The sequence below is a fragment of the Cupriavidus sp. L7L genome, assembly GCF_004353535.1.
Taxonomy (GTDB): domain Bacteria; phylum Pseudomonadota; class Gammaproteobacteria; order Burkholderiales; family Burkholderiaceae; genus Cupriavidus; species Cupriavidus oxalaticus_A.
Genome location: NZ_SMNY01000010.1, coordinates 503,409 through 518,442 on the forward strand (window position 1 = coordinate 503,409; position 15,034 = coordinate 518,442).

The 15,034-nt window shown below is 67.5% G+C and carries 13 protein-coding genes; 8 read left to right on the top strand and 5 right to left on the bottom strand.

Going from position 1 to position 15,034, the window contains the following annotated elements; genetic code table 11:
- Positions 1-20: 20 nt before the first annotated feature.
- Positions 21-1,748 (top strand): SulP family inorganic anion transporter, encoded by a 1,728-nt coding sequence (locus E1J61_RS13990; protein ID WP_133094632.1) that lies wholly within the window; start codon positions 21-23, stop codon positions 1,746-1,748.
- A 74-nt stretch (positions 1,749-1,822) separates the two neighbouring features.
- Entirely contained in the window at positions 1,823-2,224 is a 402-nt protein-coding gene (locus E1J61_RS13995) for a hypothetical protein (protein ID WP_133094633.1), read from the top strand.
- 27 nt (positions 2,225-2,251) lie between these two features.
- On the opposite strand, the gene ppk2 is transcribed toward E1J61_RS13995, so the two are convergent.
- On the bottom strand, positions 2,252-3,148 hold the full coding sequence (gene ppk2 / locus E1J61_RS14000; RefSeq protein ID WP_133094634.1) for a polyphosphate kinase 2: 897 nt from the start codon (positions 3,146-3,148) through the stop codon (positions 2,252-2,254).
- Positions 3,149-3,492: 344 nt separating this feature from the next.
- On the opposite strand from ppk2, the gene E1J61_RS14005 reads away from it, so the two are divergent.
- The 3 genes from E1J61_RS14005 to E1J61_RS14015 are packed head-to-tail and all read left to right on the top strand — an operon-like array spanning position 3,493 to position 6,188.
- Entirely contained in the window at positions 3,493-4,953 is a 1,461-nt protein-coding gene (locus E1J61_RS14005; RefSeq protein ID WP_243736860.1) for a DUF3300 domain-containing protein, read from the top strand.
- A gap of 15 nt (positions 4,954-4,968) precedes the next feature.
- Positions 4,969-5,880, top strand: coding sequence for a DUF2950 domain-containing protein (locus E1J61_RS14010; protein ID WP_133094636.1), 912 nt, complete (start codon positions 4,969-4,971; stop codon positions 5,878-5,880).
- A gap of 53 nt (positions 5,881-5,933) precedes the next feature.
- A complete protein-coding gene (locus E1J61_RS14015) occupies positions 5,934-6,188 on the top strand; it encodes an RNA-binding protein (RefSeq protein ID WP_133094637.1) in 255 nt (84 codons plus the stop codon).
- A gap of 47 nt (positions 6,189-6,235) precedes the next feature.
- On the opposite strand, the gene E1J61_RS14020 is transcribed toward E1J61_RS14015, so the two are convergent.
- From E1J61_RS14020 to ligD, 3 genes are read right to left on the bottom strand one after another with little or no spacing between them, the layout of a single operon-like run.
- A complete protein-coding gene (locus tag E1J61_RS14020; protein WP_133094638.1) occupies positions 6,236-7,054 on the bottom strand; it encodes a tetratricopeptide repeat protein in 819 nt (272 codons plus the stop codon).
- The gene (locus tag E1J61_RS14025) at positions 7,051-7,947 is read right to left on the bottom strand and encodes a Ku protein (protein ID WP_133094639.1); all 897 of its coding nucleotides are present in this window, start codon (positions 7,945-7,947) and stop codon (positions 7,051-7,053) included. The genes E1J61_RS14020 and E1J61_RS14025 overlap by 4 nt, the downstream gene beginning before the upstream one ends.
- Before the next feature lie 30 nt (positions 7,948-7,977).
- The gene (ligD, locus tag E1J61_RS14030; RefSeq protein WP_133094640.1) at positions 7,978-10,515 is read right to left on the bottom strand and encodes a DNA ligase D; all 2,538 of its coding nucleotides are present in this window, start codon (positions 10,513-10,515) and stop codon (positions 7,978-7,980) included.
- Positions 10,516-10,815: 300 nt separating this feature from the next.
- Here ligD and ilvD point away from each other — a divergent pair, with 300 nt between their 5' ends.
- The 3 genes from ilvD (at position 10,816) to E1J61_RS14045 (ending at position 14,539) form a co-directional block, all read left to right on the top strand.
- Positions 10,816-12,675 carry a dihydroxy-acid dehydratase gene (gene ilvD, locus E1J61_RS14035; protein WP_133094641.1) on the top strand — a complete coding sequence of 620 codons (1,860 nt, stop codon included), beginning with the start codon at positions 10,816-10,818 and terminating at the stop codon, positions 12,673-12,675.
- 279 nt (positions 12,676-12,954) lie between these two features.
- Complete coding sequence (locus E1J61_RS14040) at positions 12,955-14,007, top strand: alpha/beta fold hydrolase (protein ID WP_133094642.1); 1,053 nt, start codon at positions 12,955-12,957, stop codon at positions 14,005-14,007.
- Positions 14,008-14,089: 82 nt separating this feature from the next.
- A complete protein-coding gene (locus E1J61_RS14045; RefSeq protein ID WP_133094643.1) occupies positions 14,090-14,539 on the top strand; it encodes a DUF3574 domain-containing protein in 450 nt (149 codons plus the stop codon).
- On the opposite strand, the gene E1J61_RS14050 is transcribed toward E1J61_RS14045, so the two are convergent.
- Positions 14,536-14,958: an NUDIX domain-containing protein gene (locus E1J61_RS14050; RefSeq protein WP_133094644.1), complete on the bottom strand. Its 423-nt coding sequence runs from the start codon at positions 14,956-14,958 to the stop codon at positions 14,536-14,538. The two genes, E1J61_RS14045 and E1J61_RS14050, sit on opposite strands and share 4 nt — an antisense overlap.
- Between the last annotated feature and the right edge of the window lie 76 nt (positions 14,959-15,034).

The following is a 15,034-nucleotide window of genomic DNA, read 5'->3' on the forward strand; positions in this document are numbered from 1 at the left end:
ATCGGACAATTAAGGCTGCCATGGAATCCGGGAAACTGACGCCCTTCGCAGGACGAGACGATGGCAAGGCCGCCGGGTGGCTGCGCTGGCTGCCAGGCGTCCGGATGCTGAAGTCCTACCGGCCGGACTGGTTGCCGCGGGACCTGGCGGCGGGGCTGGTGCTGACCACCATGCTGATGCCGGTCGGCATCGCCTACGCCGAGGCCTCCGGCGTGCCCGGCGTCTACGGGCTCTACGCCACCATGGTCCCGCTGCTGGTCTACGCCTTGTTCGGGCCGAGCCGGATCCTGGTGCTGGGCCCGGACTCGGCATTGGCCGCGCCGATCCTGGCCGTGGTGCTGCAGGTTGCCGGCGGCGATCCGGCGCGTGCCGTGCTGGTGGCCAGCATGATGGCCGTGGTCTCGGGCGTGGTCTGCATCGTGATGGGGCTGCTGCGCCTCGGCTTCGTCGCCGAACTATTGTCCAAGCCGATCCGCTACGGGTATATGAACGGCATCGCCCTGACCGTGCTGGTGAGCCAGCTGCCCAAGCTGTTCGCCATCCCGGTCGAGGATGCCGGGCCGCTGCGGGAGATGGTTGCGCTGGGCAGCGCCATCGTGGCCGGGCAGACCAACTGGTACAGCTTTGCCGTCGGCGCCGGCAGCCTGGCCCTGATCCTGGCCCTGAAGCGCTTCGAGCGCGTGCCGGGCATCCTGATCGCGGTGGTCCTCGCCACGCTCGCGGTGAGCATGTTCGGCCTGGACCAGCATGGGGTGAAAGTGCTGGGCAAGACGCCGCAGGGGCTGCCCGCCTTTGTCGTGCCGTGGCTGGACGGCGCCGACCTGATGAAGATCGTGCTGGGCGGATGCGCGGTGGCGCTGATCGCCTTCGCGGACACCAGCGTGCTGTCGCGCACCTATGCCGCGCGCACCAATACCCGCGTGGACCCCAACCAGGAAATGGTGGGGCTGGGTGCCGCCAACCTGGCGGCGGGACTGTTCCAGGGCTTTCCGATCAGCAGCAGCGCCTCGCGCACGCCAGTGGCCGAAGCCGCCGGCTCCAAGACCCAGGTCACCGGCGTGGTGGGCGCGCTGGCCGTGGCCGTGCTGCTGATGTTCGCGCCCAACCTGCTGCAGTACCTGCCGAGCAGCGCGCTGGCCGCGGTGGTGATCGCCGCGGCCATCGGCCTGTTCGAGTTCGCCGACCTGAGGCGCATCTACCGCATCCAGCAATGGGAGTTCTGGCTGTCCATGGTGTGCTTCGCCGCGGTGGCCGTGTTCGGCACCATCCAGGGCATTTTCCTGGCCGTGGTGATCGCCGTGATCGAATTCCTCTGGGATGGCTGGCGGCCGCACTATGCCGTGCTGGGGAAGGTGGAGGGGCTGCGCGGGTACCACGATACCGAGCGCTACCCTGAGGCCAGGCGGATCGACGGACTGGTGCTGTTCCGCTGGGACGCGCCGCTGTTCTTTGCCAACGCCGAGCTGTTCCAGGAACGCCTGATGGAAGCGATCGACGCCTCGCCGACGCCGGTGCGCCGCGTGGTGGTCGCCGCCGAACCGGTGACCAGCGTCGACGTCACGTCGGCCGACATGCTGCGCGATCTGAGCGCCTGTTTGCGCGAGCGCGGCATCGACCTGCATTTCGCCGAGATGAAGGACCCGGTGCGCGACAAGCTCAAGCGCTTCGAGCTGATGGAAGCGTTCGGCGACAAGTTCCACCCTACCGTGGGCAGCGCGGTCGATGATTACCTTGGCAAGGAAGACTGATGCCGTACGCGGCCGGCGCCAGCGTCTGCAGCTCACGCCACGCTTGCCAGGGCACCACGTCGAAGGAGCCTTACATGAACCGCCGATTCCGGGTCTTGCCCGCGCTGGCATGCGCCGGCGCGTGCCTTGCCGCGCTGGCGCCGGCAGGGATGGCCTTTGCCTACTTTGATCACTATCTCTCCGGCACCGTTGTCGGCACGCTGACGCAGAAGCAGTTCGACGTGCTGAACGACGTCTTCCGCAGGACGCTGGACCAGGGGGCCGACGGTGCGCGCGTGCCGTTCACGCTGCCGCCGGACACCCGCGAGCGCAAGGTCGAAGGCGCGTTCACGCCGCTGCGTTCCCGGCAGGACCATGGCGACCGGTGCCGGCAGCTGCACAGCGAGTTCCGCCGTGCCGGCGTGTCCGAGAGCTGGACCGGCTGGTATTGCAAGGAGAAGAACGGCGACTGGAAGTCGCGCAAGCTGCGCGACTAGGCCGCCGGCTGCCTCGTACTCCTCGTACTAATACCGCGACTCCACATGCCGGTAGGGGTAGTGGGGCTCCTGGTATCCGTGCGCCTTCTGCCGGGCCGGCAGCTTGACCGGCTTGCGCTCGATCTCCTGGTACGGGATCCGGTCCAGCATGTGCCGGATGATGTTCAGCCGCGCCCGCCGCTTGTCATTGGAATCGGCGACGTACCACGGCGCGAAGTCGCTGTCGGACGCCTCGAACATGGCGTCGCGCGCGCGCGAATAGTCGTACCAGCGGCTGTACGAGCGCAGGTCCATGTCGGTGAGCTTCCAGGTCTTGCGGTCGTCGTGGATGCGTCCTTTCAGGCGGCGCGTCTGCTCATCCGGGCTGACTTCCAGCCAGTACTTGATCAGGATAATGCCGGAATTGACGATGGCCCGCTCCACCAGCGGGACGGCGCGCAGGAACTCCTCGGCCTGGGTCTCGGTGCAGAATCCCATCACACGCTCGACGCCGGCACGGTTGTACCAGCTGCGGTCGAAGATCACGATCTCGCCTGCCGCGGGCAGATACGGCAGATAGCGTTGCATGTACATCTGGCTCTTTTCGCGATCGGTCGGGGCCGGCAACGCGACCACGCGGAACACGCGCGGGCTGACGCGTTCGGTGAGCGCCTTGATGGTGCCGCCCTTGCCGGCGCCGTCGCGGCCTTCGAAGAGCACGCAGACCTTGGTGCCGCTCGCCTGCACCCAGCGCTGCAGCTTGACCAGTTCGCCGTGCAGGTGGCGAAGCTCCTTCTGGTAGTCCTTCTCGGACATGCGTTCCTGCAGCGGCTCCCGCCCTTCGTCCTGCCGGTCCTCGGCGTCATCGCGCGGGCGTGGCGGCTCGGTCTCGGCCGCGGCCTGCTCCCTGTCCTTGTCGTGGCGCTTGTCTTTATGCTTGGCCATGGTTCTCCTCCATAGGTCCATAGGGTTCGAGCATCGGGAGAGGTGGCAAGGCATACGGCGGCCCGGCCTGTGTCATGCGGCACCTCATCACAATAGCAAAACCGCGGGCATTGGCCGCGTTGTCCGGACCGGCGGGCGGCAAAAGTTTTTCCTATTTCACTTTCGCAAAGTTTTCATCTCTGGAGGCGGCGCCGGCACCTATAGTTTGTCAGGGCAATACATCGTGATCGCTGATTACCTTTTCCAGGCCTGGCGCGGACACGGCGCGGACGGCAGGCCGGAAGTTGAGCCCCGTAACGGCGCCCGGCGACGGGGCAAGGGAGACGGCCATGGAGGGGCGGGGAATGCGTCTTTGGCGCCGTGTCGGCGCCTGCCTGTGCGCGGGCCTGGCATGGCTGGCGCTGAGTGCCCATGCGCAGAATGCGCCAGCCCAGCCGGCACCGTTCAAGCCGGAAGAACTCGAGGCCCTGGTTGCGCCCATCGCCCTCTATCCCGATTCGGTGCTGTCGCAGGTGCTGATGGCCTCCACCTATCCGCTCGAGATCGTGCAGGCGGCACGCTGGGTCAAGGCCAATCCCAAGGTGAAGGGTGACGCCGCGCTGAAAGCGGTCGAGAGCCAGACCTGGGATGTCAGCGTCAAGTCGCTGGTGGCGTTCCCGCAGGTGCTGGAGCCCATGAGCGACAAGCTCGACTGGACGCAGAAGCTGGGCGACGCGTTCATCGGCCAGGAGAAGGAAGTGCTCGACGCCGTGCAGCGGTTGCGGGCGCGCGCGCAGCAATCGGGCAATCTCAAGTCGAACGAGCAGCAGAACGTCATTGTAGAACCTGCGCCGGCGCCGTCGGCACAGGCAGCGCAGTCGGCAGCGCCGGCGCAAACCATCGTGCGGATCGAGCCGGCGAACCCGGAAGTCATCTACGTGCCGGCTTACAACCCGACGGTGGTGTACGGCGCCTGGAGCTATCCCTCCTACCCGCCGTATTACTGGCCCCCTTATCCTGCCTACTATCCCGGCGCCGCGCTGATGACCGGCTTTGCCTGGGGCGTTGGCCTGGCCGCTGCGGGCGCGATTTTCGGCAACTGCAACTGGGGCGGGGGCGACGTCAACATCAACGTCAACAAGGCTGCCAATATCGACCGCAATTTCGACCGCACCAAGGTGCAGGGCGGAGGGAAATGGCAGCACGACGCCTCGCACCGCAAAGGGGTGGCGTACCGGGATAACGCGACGAGCGAAAGGTTTGGCGGGCGTGATGCGGCTGCCGCCAACCGCCGCAACGAGTTCCGCGGCCGCGAAGGCGCGGGTGGCGTGTCCGACCGCATGGCGGGCGGGGATCGCGGTGGGCGCGGCGGCGTCGGTGACCGCGGCGGCGTTGGCGACCGCGGCGGCGTTGGCGACCGCGGCGGTGTTGGCGACCGCGGCGGTGTTGGCGACCGCGGCGGTGTTGGCGATCGCGGCAGCGTCGCGGACAGAGGTGGCAATCGTGGCGGTGCGGGCGATCGCGCCGGCGTGTCCGACCGGGCAGGGGTGTCCGATCGCGCCGGGGCGTCCGACCGGGCTCGCGCTTCGGACCGGTCCGCTGGCGGTGGTCGCGACAACGCATTCCAGGGCGTAGGCGGCGGAGGCGCGGCCGCGCAGCGTGACTTCGACCGCGGCCGCGCCAGCACGCAGTCAGCCTCGTTCCGCGACGGTGGCGGTCAGCGTGGCGGCGGTGGCGGCTTCAGCGGCGGCGGCGGCCGTGGCGGCGGGGGCTTCGGCGGTGGCCGCGGTGGTGGTGGCGGTGGCCGTGGTGGCGGACGGCGTTGAGCGGGGGACAGCGATATGCAGCGCACGCAACGATCGGGCCTGGCCTGGCCCTGCCGCAAGGCGTTGTCCCTTGGAGGGCTGCTGCTCGCCCTGGCGGCGGCGCCGGCCTACGCGCAGAAGAGTTTCGCCACGCCCGAGGCGGCAATGAACGCATTCGGCGAAGCGGTTGCCACCAGCGACGACGCCGCCATGAAGTCACTGCTCGGCGCCCGCTATACCGACCTGATCCCGCCGGTCGGCGCCGAGATCCGCTACAGGTTCCTTGAGGCATGGCACCAGTCGCACGCGATTCGCCCAGACGGACCAGACCGCGCCCGCATTGCCGCGGGCAATGACGGCTGGACCATGCCGGTGCCGCTGGTGAAGACTGCCAAGGGCTGGCATTTCGACACGCGCGCCGGCGTCGATGAGATGCGCCTGCGCCGCATCGGCCGCAACGAACTGTCGGTGATGCAGACCTTGCTCGCCGTGTGCGACGCGCAGAACGAATATGCGCAGCTGATGCGCCAGGACCGCGGCGTGACAGCGTACGCCTCGAAGCTGGTCAGCTCGCCCGGCAAGCACGATGGCCTGTACTGGCCAACGCGCCCCGGCGAACCGGAAAGCCCGCTGGGCCCCGCCTTTCTCAGCGCGGAGCATCGCAGCGCGCCGGGCGCGGGCTACCATGGCTACCGCTACCGGCTGCTGACGTCGCAGGGCTCGCACGCGCCGGGCGGCAAGTATGACTATGTCGTCGATGGCAAGCTCTTTGGCGGGTTTGCGGTGATCGCCTGGCCGCTGCGGTACGGGGATACCGGCGTCAAGAGCTTCATGGTGAGCCACGACGGCCGCGTCTACGAGCGCGACCTGGGTCCGGACAGTGCGGCAAGGGCCGCTGCGATCCGGTCCTTCGACCCCGGCCCGGGGTGGACCGAGGTCAAGCCATGACGCCCCGGGCGGCGGAATGTCCGTCGCCCTTGTTCCAACAGCGGAGGTGATCCATGTCCGTTCTCATGCTCAGCAACATCGATGCCGGCGTCACCGACGAAGAAATCGGCGCCTTCCTGGTGAAGTACGGCTTCCCGGAATACAACAGCATCGAACATATGGAAGGCGACGGCACCCGGCCCGCGGTCAGGCTGACCTTCGACACGCTCGACGACGAGACCCTGGACAAGCTCAAGGGCCGCATCCACCAGATGTTCTGGCACGGCCACAAGGTCAGCGCGCTGGTCATGCGGGATCGCTTCAGCTGAAGCGGGCGTCACTTCGCGGCCATCGGCCCGTGCGGCCGCCCGTACTGCTAATCCGCCCGGTTGAGCTTGCGATACTGGTTGAAGTGCCGCACCGCCTTCTGGAAGTGCCCCAGTTCATGATGCAGCCGCGCGGCGTTGTAATGCGCATCCGCATCGCCGGGCGCAAGCGCGATGCAGCGATCGTAGGCCGCCAGCGCCGACTGCGGCGCACCAATATCTTCCAGCGCGACGCCCAGGTTGAAATGCAGCTGCGGCGCGTCCGGCAGCCAGCCCAGTGCGCCTTCATAGAGCGCGATCGCGTCGTCGAAGCGCTGCTGGTCCGACAGCAGGCAGCCCAGGTTCAGGTAGGCGTCCAGCATGCCGGGCGCCAGCGACAGCGCGCGCCGGTAGCCGGCTTCCGCGGCGACGGCATCAACGGGCTCGAGCGCCTGCGCGCGCGCAAAGGCTTGGCCGGCCGCTGTTTCGCCGGCGGCGGCACGCGCCAGTTCCACCACGCGCACATTGTCCGGCGCCGGCTCGAATTCCATCAGCCGCTGCCCGCTCTCCACCAGCCACGCGCCATGCCGGTCGCGCACCGAGACCTTGCCGCTGCTGGCGGACATGCGCACGCCTGACAGGTGCCGGTCCGGCGCCAGCCGTTCGAGCCGCTGCAGCGCCCGCAGGATCTGCGCCGGTGCCACGCGTGCCTGGTGCAGCGAGGCCGCGGTGCGGATCAGCACCACGTCCTGGAACGAGAACACATGCTCGCCGCGCGGACCGCGCGCGGGCGTGACCAGCCCGGCGCTGACCAGGCTGCCGATCAGCCGGCGCGATACGCCCAGGCGCGCCTCCAGCGCCCGCGTGGTCAGGCCTTCGCCGCGGTTCACGCCGATTTCTTCGCGGTGCGCCGGATCGGCGTGGGCGCTGCCGGCGTTGCGGCGCGCTTGCCGGGACGGCGGGCGGACGCCGTTTCCGCGGCGGCCTTGCCCCTGGCCGCAGGCGCTCCCTTCTTCGACAGGCTGGCGCGCAGTGCATCCATCAGGTCGATGACCTCGCCGCCGGCGGCAACCTCGGCCGGCTCCGGCGACACGATCTGCTTGCCGGCGATCTTGGCGTCGATGGCGGCGAGAACCCTGGCCTTCTCTTCGTCCTTGTACTGGGCCGGGTCGTACTGGTCTTCCGATGCCTGCTCGATCAGCTGGACCGCGAGTTTCAGCTCGGCATCCGAGACCGCCACCTCATCGATATGCAGTTCCGCGATATTGCGCACTTCATCGGCGAACAGCAGCTGCTGGAACACCAGCCCGCCTTCGACCGGCCGGATCTGCACGATATGCGACTTGCCCTTGGCGGCCCACTTGGCGATGGCGCAGCGCCCGGTCCTGGCCATGGCTTCGCGCAGCAGGCTGTAAGGCTTGCCGCCGCGCTTGTCCGGCGCGATGAAATAGGCCTTGTCGTAGTACAGCGGATCGACGCTTCGCTCGGGAATGAACGCGACGATATCGACCATGTGGCTGGCGCTTTCTTCCAGCGCCTTGAGCTCGTCGGGAGAGAAGGTCACGAAGCGGCCCTTCTCGAATTCATAGCCCTTGACCATGTCGGCCCGCTCGACCACCTCCTGCGTCTGCTCGGAGATGTACTGCTGCTTCAGGCGCGAGCCTTCCTTGCTCAGCAGGTTGAAGCGCACCGCCGAGCTGGTTTCGGTGGCCGTGTAGAGCTTGACGGGGATCGATACTAGGCCGAAGGAGAGGGACAGCGAGGCGAGGGATCGGGCAGGCATGGAAGTCTCCGCAATGCAGTACGGCTGGAATCAGCTTAAGCGCTCGATGGCGGCGGTCAAAGTCTGGCGGCTGTCCCAATAGGACTGCCACGGGTCGGCGACCTGGAAGCTGAGGTACTCGCGGGCATCGCGGATAGTCCACTGTGCGCCACTTTTCAGCTTGCCAAGTTGCTCCCACGACACCGGCATCGAGACCCCGAGCCCCGGCCTGGCCCGCGCCGAGAACGCCGCTGCGGTGGTCTGGGAAAAGCCGTTGCGCAGGTAATCGACAAAAATCCGCCCCTTGCGGTTGGCCGCGCCGGAGCGGGCGGTGAAGCGGCGGGGCAGGGTGGCGGCCAGGTGCTTCACCGCCGCCCGTGAGAATGCCTTGACTTCATCGTACGAGCGGCGCGGCGCCAGCGGCACCACCACGTGTAGTCCCTTGCCGCCGCTGGTCTTCAGCCATGCCTGCAGGCCGAGCTCATCGAGCAGCGTGCGCACCAGCATGGCTGCTTCGAGCATCGATTCCCATGGCACGCCTTCGCCGGGATCGAGATCGAAGATGACCCGGTCGGGATGGTCGATATCGCGTGTGGTGGAGTTCCAGGTATGGAACTCCACCACATTCATCTGCGCCGCGGCGACGATGGCTTCGGCCGAGTCGGCCGTCAGCAGCGCGCCGTGGCCGGGCCAGAGCGACGCGGGGCGCTCGGTCAGTCCCGGCATTGCCGTTTCCGCATACTTCTGGAAAAACGTCGGCCCGTCGATGCCGTCCGGCGCGCGCACCAGCGACAAGGGGCGCTCGGCGAGGTGCGGCAGCATCAGGCTGGCGACGCTCTCGTAATAGCGCACCAGTTCGACCTTGGTGAAGCCCCCGGCCTTGTCGATGACGCGCTCGGGGTTGGTGACCTTGATGGCGGCCATGCCATGCGGCGTCACGGTGGTCTGGACCGCTTCGCGCCGGACCGACCCGGCGGGGCGGTCGGTGCGCAGGCCCTTGAAGCAGGCATGGCGGACCTGGCCCTCCGGCGTCCAGTCGGAAAACTCGACCTCCGCCACCAGCGTTGGCTTGACCCATCGCGACACGGCGGGACGGCCACGGCCCCAGCGGCGGCTGCCACGCGCTTCGTTGGCGAACGGGCTGTCGTCGACCTGCAATGCCGCCAGCCGCTTGTGCAGCTTCGCGGCCATCTCGCTGTCCCAGCCGGTGCCGACGCCGCCCACGTAGAGCAGTTCGCCCTTGTTGCCCTCGTCATAGACACCCAGGTGCAGCCTGCCGATTTCAGTCTTCGACCCTTCGCGGTCCGCGAACCCGCCGATGACGAACTCCTGGCGCAGCTTGCACTTGATCTTCAGCCAGGTCTGCGTACGAGCGGAAACGTAGGCGGCATCCGCGCGCTTGAACATCAGGCCTTCCAGGCCGAGCTTGCACGCCGCCTGGAACATCTGCGCGGCAGGCGCATCGAAGGCCTCGCTGAAGCGGACCCGCTCCGTGCCCGTGGCGACCAGCGTGGCCAGCTTTTCGCGGCGCTGCGCCAGCGGCAGGCCGCGCAGGTCGCGGCCTTCCCAGTAAGGCAGGTCGAAGGCAAAGAAGACAATGGCGTCGTGCCGCTGCCCGTCGATGGCGTTCTGCAGCGCATTGAAGTCCGGCATGCCGTCGCGCAGCACGACGATCTCGCCATCGAGCCAGCCTTGCGAGATATCGAGCTTCTCGATCTCGGCGGCCAGCGAGCCGAGCTTGCGGGTCCAGTCATGGCCGTTGCGGGTGAAGAGCGTCACCCGCGCATCGTCGATCCGCGCCAGGATGCGGTAGCCGTCGAACTTGGTTTCGATGATCCAGCCGGTGCCGCCCGGCAGCGTGGGCGAAGGCGTTGCCAGCTGCGGCGCCAGCTTCGCCGGCAGCGGCGCGCGCGGCGCGTGCCTGACCGCCTCGGCCGCGTCGTCAACCAGGCCTTGCCCGGATTCGTTCAATGCGCCCAGTGGCCTGGCGATGACGCTGTCCGGCAGCGCGGCCAGCACATCGAACTCCGACAACGGCCGCGCCCACGCGTCGCGCTTCTTGAAGAGGATCCACTGTTCCGACTGGTCGCCCGGCCTGGCGATGCGGACCAGTTCCCAGCGGCCGGCCAGCTTCTCGCCGGACAGGTCGAACACCAGCTTGCCGGCTGCCATGCCCTCACGCGCGTCGCCGACCGGCGCCCACGTGCCGCGGTCCCAGACAATGACCGAGCCGGCGCCGTACTGTTTCGGTGGAATCTCGCCTTCAAAATCCGCATAGTCGAGCGGATGGTCCTCGACATGGATGGCAATGCGCTTTTCGGCAGGGTCGTAGCTGGGTCCCTTGGGCACGGCCCAGCTCAGCAGCACGCCGTCCAGTTCCAGCCGGAAATCGTAGTGCAGGCGGCGGGCCCAGTGCTTCTGCACCACAAAATGCAACGGCTGGCGCAACGGCTGCGCCTTCCCCCTGCGCCGTGTGCCGGCGGGCTCGGGGGTAATGTGGAAATTCCGCTTTTCCTGGTAAACCTGAAGGCTGGCCGGCCGCTCCGCAGCGCGGCGCCTGGCCGTTGTCGCCCTTGGGTTCGTTGCCATAAGACTTCCGCGCCTCAGCCGCGCCACGAGAGCGCCCGCGATTCCAGTCTAGGGGGCGCGCCGGATACGGTGTATCGGGCGGTGTCTTACGTTGGAGGGAAGTGCGGCATCAGGCATTTCGAGGGAGCGCTCCCATCCACGGCCCGCATCGGCCGCCGACCCGGAGCCTGACACACGACCTGTTATGGGATAATCCCCGGTTTGCCCAGGGCGCAGCTCAAGAGGTTGTCCGCACGGGCGCGCGCAGGGCCGTTCATCCCGTGGCCCGCAACCTTTCTGGCGACATTCCTTAGCAAAACAATGCCCACATACCGTTCCAAAACCTCCACCGCCGGCCGCAACATGGCGGGGGCCCGCTCGCTGTGGCGTGCCACCGGCATGAAAGACGACGATTTCAACAAGCCCATCGTCGCGGTGGTCAATTCGTTCACCCAGTTCGTGCCCGGGCACGTGCACCTGAAGGACCTGGGCCAGCTGGTCGCGCGCGAGATCGAGGCTGCCGGCGGCGTGGCCAAGGAATTCAACACCATCGCGGTCGATGACGGCATCGCCATGGGCCACGACGGCATGCTGTACTCGCTGCCCAGCCGCGACATCATTGCCGACTCGGTCGAGTACATGGTCAACGCGCACTGCGCCGATGCCATGGTGTGCATCTCCAACTGCGACAAGATCACCCCGGGCATGCTGATGGCCGCGATGCGCCTCAACATCCCGGTGATCTTCGTCTCCGGCGGCCCGATGGAAGCCGGCAAGACGCGCCTGGCCAATCCCGTCACCAAGGCCGTCGAGTTCAAGAAGCTCGACCTGGTCGACGCCATGGTGATCGCCGCCGACAGCGCCTATTCCGACGCCGACGTGGCCGAGGTGGAGCGCTCGGCGTGCCCGACCTGCGGTTCGTGCTCGGGCATGTTCACGGCCAACTCCATGAACTGCCTGACCGAGGCGCTGGGCCTGTCGCTGCCGGGCAACGGCACCGTGGTGGCGACCCACGCCGACCGCGAGCAACTGTTCAAGCGCGCCGGCAGCCGCATCGTGGAGCTGGCACGCCAGTACTACGAGCAGGAAGACGCGCGCGTGCTGCCGCGCTCGGTGGGCTTCAAGGCGTTCGAGAACGCCATGACGCTGGATATCGCCATGGGCGGCTCGACCAACACCATCCTGCACCTGCTGGCGATCGCGCAGGAAGCGGGCATCGACTTCACCATGGACGACATCGACCGCCTCTCGCGCGTCGTGCCGCAGCTGTGCAAGGTCGCGCCCAACACCAACAAGTACCACATCGAAGACGTGCACCGCGCCGGCGGCATCATGGCGATCCTGGGCGAGCTGGAGCGCGCCGGCAAGCTGCATACCGACGTGCCGACGGTCCACGCCCCCTCGCTCAAGGATGCGCTGGAGCAGTGGGACATCGGCCGCACGCAGGACGAAGCGGTCCGCCATTTCTACATGGCCGGCCCTGCCGGCATCCCGACGCAGGTCGCGTTCAGCCAGGACACGCGCTGGCCGAGCCTGGACCTGGACCGCGCCGAGGGCTGCATCCGCTCCTATGAGCATGCGTTCTCCAAGGAAGGCGGCCTGGCCGTGCTGAGGGGCAACATCGCGCTCGACGGCTGCGTGGTGAAGACCGCCGGCGTGGACGAGAGCATCCTGGTGTTCGAGGGCACGGCGCATGTCACCGAGTCGCAGGACGAGGCGGTCGAGAACATCCTGAACGACAAGGTCAAGGCCGGCGACGTGGTGATCGTGCGCTACGAAGGCCCCAAGGGCGGCCCCGGCATGCAGGAAATGCTGTACCCGACCAGCTACATCAAGTCCAAGGGCCTGGGCAAGGCGTGCGCGCTGCTGACCGACGGCCGCTTCTCGGGCGGCACCTCGGGCCTGTCGATCGGCCACTGCTCGCCCGAGGCGGCAGCCGGCGGTGCGATCGGGCTGGTGCGCGACGGCGACAAGATCCGCATCGACATCCCCAACCGCACCATCGACGTGCTGGTGTCCGACGAGGAACTGGCGCGCCGCCGCCAGGAGCAGGACGCCCGCGGCTGGAAGCCGGCCAAGGCGCGTCCGCGCAAGGTGTCGGCCGCGCTGAAGGCCTATGCCAAGCTGGTCATGTCGGCCGACAAGGGCGCCGTGCGCGACCTGTCGCTGCTGGACGACTGACGCCAGGTTGACTGTCGTTCCCGCGCAGGCGGGAACCCGGTGACTTCAACGACGCTGGATTCCCGCCTGCGCGGGAATGACTGAGGTGAATATCACCAGACTCGGGCCGCTCCTCGGAGCGGCCTTTATTTGGCTCATTTTCCGGCCCGTTTTTGTATCGGCGTATCTGGCATCCACATCCGGATACACAGCGATACAAGACGCCGGATTCCCGACACATTGCGCTTGCCAGCGCCTCCTAGACTCGTGCCTGGTTCGATCACCAGATAGGAGAGAGAGATGTCAAACACCATCGACCTGCCGCGCCGCGGCTTTCTCGGCGCTGCCGCGCTGACGCTGGCCGCCGCGCACGCCGGCCTGGCACAAGCCGCCCGTCCCGAAGCCGGCCTGCCCAAGACCGCGCCGTTGCCGTCGACCACGCCAGGCACCCATACGAAGTTCGCCGCGCTCCGCCAGGTCAATGCCGGCGTGCTCAACGTCGGCTATGCCGAAGCCGGGCCGGCCGACGGCCCCGTCGCGCTGCTGCTGCACGGCTGGCCGTATGACATCCACAGCTTCGTCGACGTAGTGCCGTTGCTGGCGGCACGCGGCTATCGCGTGATCGTTCCCTACCTGCGCGGCTTCGGTTCGACGACCTTCCTGTCGTCCGGCACGATGCGCAACGGACAGCCCTCGGCCATCGCCGCCGACATGATCGCGCTGATGGATGCGCTGCGCATCCCGACCGCCGTGGTCGCCGGCTTCGACTGGGGTGCGCGCACCGCCGCCATCATGGCCGCGCTGTGGCCGGACCGCTGCCGTGCACTGGTCTCGGTCAGTGGCTACCTGATCGGCAACCAGGCCGCCGGCAAGAAGCCGCTGCCGCCCGAGGCAGAACTGCAATGGTGGTACCAGTTCTATTTCGCCACCGACCGTGGCCAGGCGGGCTACCAGCAATACACGCACCAGTTTGCCAAACTGATCTGGAAACTGGCGTCGCCGAAGTGGGAGTTCGACGATGCCACCTTCCATCGCAGCGCCGTGGCGCTCGACAATCCCGACCACGTGGCGATCACCATCCACAACTACCGCTGGCGACAGGGCCTTGCGGCCGGCGAGTCGCACTTCGACGAGTTCGAGAAACGCCTTGCCACGGCGCCTGTGATCAGCGTGCCCACCATCACCATGGAAGCCGACGCGAACGGCGCGCCGCACCCGGCGCCCAGTTCGTATGCGAACAAGTTCACCGGGCGTTATGAGCACCGCCAGCTGGGCGGCAAGATCGGCCACAACCCGCCGCAAGAGGCGCCGGTGGCGTTTGCGCAGGCGGTACTGGACGCCGACAGCCGCTGATGCCCGGGGGGAGGCCGGAACGTTCGCGGCTCCGGCATCCCTTACCGTTTACGCGGGCCGGTCGCTGCACTAATCTGCACGGATGCTGATTCGGTGCTCGCCTTCGTCTCGTGCCGGGAATGCCATTGCGATCGCCCCTGCCATCGCGCTGGCGCTGGCATTCGCGCTTTCGGGTTGCGCTGCCGTACCGGCTGCGCCATGCGCGGCCGGAGAACAGGCGGCCATCGGCGAACTGATCTACTTCGGCATGGCAAAGCCCGGCGGCACGGTGTCCGAGGCAGAATGGGATGCCTTTGTGCAAGGCTCCGTGGCACCGCGCTTCCCGGACGGCTTTACGGTCTGGCCGGCTTCCGGCCAATGGCGCGGCGCGGATGGCAAGGCCGTCAGCGAGGCGACACGCGTGCTCAGCCTGGTGCATGCCCCCGACGAACGCAGCGAGGCGGCGGTACGTGCCATCGCCAGCGAGTACAAGGCCCGCTTCCGGCAGGAAGCGGTGCTCAGCGTGCGCAGCCACGCCTGTATGTCGTTCTAGGACTTTCCAATCCGTGCCAGCCGCATTTCGATGGTGGACAGCGCATCCTTGTACAGCGAATGCCAGCGATCGGATGGAGCCTCGCCCAGGGGATGCCAGAAGAACTTGAACACGTGGCCGTCATCATCGGCGGTAAGGTGCTCCCAGGTGTCCGGCAGCGGCTGCGATGGCTCGCAGAGGTGCAGCGACCATATCTGCTCTTCATGACCGGATTCCCACAACCCCAGGTCGGCCGTCACTACGCCAGCAATGCCGGACTCCTCGCGCAACTCGCGCACGGCGGCATCCGCCGGCGGTTCACCCGGTTCGATCTTGCCCTTGATGATCTGGAGTCCGGAGAGGGGATGCTCGAATGCCAGGATCTCCAGGCCGTTCGGCGTGCGTCTCAGGACAATCGGACAGGCTTTGTTCGGCTTCATCTGGAAGTCCTTATCAGGAATTGATGCGAACTGTCCGCAGCACCGGCGGCTGCGATCTTCCGGTTGGACCGTCGGA

Coding starts and splice junctions, on each gene's coding strand:
- E1J61_RS13990 (WP_133094632.1), top strand. CDS start 21: ATGGAATCCGGGAAACTGACGCCCTTCGCAGGACGAGACGATGGCAAG.
- E1J61_RS14045 (WP_133094643.1), top strand. CDS start 14,090: ATGCTGATTCGGTGCTCGCCTTCGTCTCGTGCCGGGAATGCCATTGCG.
- E1J61_RS14025 (WP_133094639.1), bottom strand. CDS start 7,947: ATGCCTGCCCGATCCCTCGCCTCGCTGTCCCTCTCCTTCGGCCTAGTA.
- ppk2 (WP_133094634.1), bottom strand. CDS start 3,148: ATGGCCAAGCATAAAGACAAGCGCCACGACAAGGACAGGGAGCAGGCC.
- E1J61_RS14015 (WP_133094637.1), top strand. CDS start 5,934: ATGTCCGTTCTCATGCTCAGCAACATCGATGCCGGCGTCACCGACGAA.
- ligD (WP_133094640.1), bottom strand. CDS start 10,515: ATGGCAACGAACCCAAGGGCGACAACGGCCAGGCGCCGCGCTGCGGAG.
- E1J61_RS14040 (WP_133094642.1), top strand. CDS start 12,955: ATGTCAAACACCATCGACCTGCCGCGCCGCGGCTTTCTCGGCGCTGCC.
- E1J61_RS13995 (WP_133094633.1), top strand. CDS start 1,823: ATGAACCGCCGATTCCGGGTCTTGCCCGCGCTGGCATGCGCCGGCGCG.
- E1J61_RS14050 (WP_133094644.1), bottom strand. CDS start 14,958: ATGAAGCCGAACAAAGCCTGTCCGATTGTCCTGAGACGCACGCCGAAC.
- E1J61_RS14005 (WP_243736860.1), top strand. CDS start 3,493: ATGCGTCTTTGGCGCCGTGTCGGCGCCTGCCTGTGCGCGGGCCTGGCA.
- ilvD (WP_133094641.1), top strand. CDS start 10,816: ATGCCCACATACCGTTCCAAAACCTCCACCGCCGGCCGCAACATGGCG.
- E1J61_RS14010 (WP_133094636.1), top strand. CDS start 4,969: ATGCAGCGCACGCAACGATCGGGCCTGGCCTGGCCCTGCCGCAAGGCG.